Genomic DNA, 2,318 nt, shown 5'->3' with positions numbered 1-2,318 from the left:
CGCGCCGTTACTGACGCTGATCAATGGCACTCCCTACTACTACGAACTCGACTGGCGGGCTATGCCGATCCGGCTCTGGAGCGGGCAGGGTGGGCTTGTGTGGCAGGCGAATGCGGATGCCTGGGGTAACTGTGATCCCGATACACTCCAAGGTCCTATCCATCAGCCAATAAGGCTGCCCGGGCAGTTCGAGGATGAGCTTACTGGTCTATTCAATAACCGTTTCCGGGACTATGATCCTTTAACAGGGCGATATGTCACTCCGGATCCAATCGGGATCAATGGGGGCCTTAACAGTTACCGCTACACCTCCAATCCGGTGGACTACGTCGATCCTCTTGGATTAGACAGCACGCCGGTGGTTACAGCTCAGAATGCTGCAAAGGGAGACATGGCTCCTATCTCTGAGGCCGCGCCTTCCATGCAGGATATGAGCGGTTTGGAAAAGGTGCTCGGGAGTATCGGTGGTGCTGTGTCCGCGGTTGGTTCAGCGATAGCCGAGGCGGCACTGACAAGTATTGGCGTGGCAGGTAGTGTTATTGAAGCTGTCGTGGCCTTAGCCTATCGTCAGCCAGCGGTGCCTAAGGATTCTATACCAGAGGCAGCAAAAGATGCTGCTCAAGCGGCTAAGCTTGCCTATAGTGATTCTAGAGACAACCAATTCGATGAGTGGGAAGAGGTTGGATTCAATGATAAGGGTTTGGATACTGAAGGGTTAGGTTTGCGTAAGAGCCTCTTTGAAGATTCTGAAGATGGCTACCACGCTAAGCTTTTTAAAAATGAAAGTGAAAATAGCTACATGGTTGCGTATCGTGGGACTGACGAGTTGGTCGACTGGAAGCATAATGGCCTTCAAGCTATGGGAAAATCTTCGTCACAATATGATCGTGCGATGACGCTAGCTGAGAGAGCCGAGCAGGCTTCTGGGCATCAGGGCGCGGAGTTAACTTTTACTGGCCATTCATTAGGAGGAGGTTTGGCTAGTGCGGCATCTGAAGTCACTGATAAAAAAGCAGTGACCTTCAATGCAGCAGGGCTTAATCCAAATACTGTAACTGAACATTTAGGTGTATCTGAGTTACCGCCAAACGATAAGATCGATGCATATTTCGTGAAAGGTGATCTGTTAAGTGCCCTCCAAGATCCTTTCCATGGCTTCGGTGTAAAGGATGCCAGGGGTAACCGTAAACCCTTGACCGACAATCAGTTTAGGGATCCTTATAGTAGGCATGGTATGGATGCTGTTGTCGAGTCTATGGGGATAAATTGAGGCGAGTGAGTCAAAGGACAGATGATGACAAGATGGGCGGTTGTTTTATTGTTAGTGGTTGTATCGACTCTTGGTGCCTGTAATGCAAGTGTAATGAGTAAAGAGATGAATCCAAAAAAGCATTTTGAAGATGAAAAAGTTATTGCATTGGCAAAAGCTACTGTTTCTGGTGATGTAAAGACTATTGATCGCTTGGTTTCCGAAGGAGTAGATGTAAATCATAGAGGTAGAAAAAATATAACACCATTGCTTTGGAGTGTGGGCAAACCGGATAAGGCTGGTATGAGGAGGCTTCTAGAGCATGGCGCCTCGCCCAATATTTTAACAGATGATGGTGATTCGTTTATCGGTTTTGTGGCCGCTTCTCCAGATACAGATTATTTAAAAATGGCGTTGGAGTATGGTGGAAATCCCAATTTGCGAAATGATCTCGAAGAAACGGTTTTGTTTTCTGCAGCTACTGCGAACCATGAAAATGTTGAAGAGAGTATTCGTTTGCTTATTGAGTATGGTGCGGATATAAACGCAGTTGATTATTCCGGCACTAATGCTGCGATGGCGGCGGCAGGAATTAACCAGTTCAGATCCGCGTTTTTTTTGATAAAAAAAGGAATTGATTACAAGCAAAAGAATCAATGGGGCAATTCGATCGTATATGTTTTAGAGAGAAACCGTTTGGGGTTTTCCCCGGGGTCTGAAAAATATGACTTCCGGACCAGAATAGCTGCATTCCTCGAAGAGCGAGGAATTGAAGTTGACCTTAAAACCCCCCCCGATGCCCCAGAAAACTGGCTGGAACTATCTTATGATGCGATCAATGCGCAACTACCTGAGCGCTATAGATAATATGCTCAAAGGCTAGTGGTTAGCTTAAAACCTGCTTTATTCATCAGCCCCGGCGATCCGGCGCGGAGCTGCTCTGTCGCTTGAATCACCGATCCAGGGTGATCGTGTAACAACCGCTTGTTAGGGGTCAATGTAGCCGCTAACGGCCCGTGAAACACCCGCACACCGTTTCACGGGCGTCATTGGTCCGGGGTGGCGTGCT

The 2,318-nt window shown here is 48.0% G+C and carries 2 protein-coding genes; both read left to right on the top strand.

The features are described from left to right. The coding region (locus tag AC1RQI_RS16680; RefSeq protein WP_481905738.1) for a Tle-like phospholipase domain-containing protein at window positions 1–1,270 on the top strand (1,270 nt) is incomplete at its 5' end. A gap of 21 nt (window positions 1,271–1,291) precedes the next feature. Then, on the top strand, window positions 1,292–2,116 hold the full coding sequence (locus AC1RQI_RS16675) for an ankyrin repeat domain-containing protein (protein ID WP_481905737.1): 825 nt from the start codon (window positions 1,292–1,294) through the stop codon (window positions 2,114–2,116). The last annotated feature ends 202 nt before the right edge of the window (window positions 2,117–2,318 follow it).

Source organism: Salicola sp. AFF1 (assembly GCF_056783195.1).
This window is presented reverse-complemented; position numbering and strand designations above follow the sequence as displayed.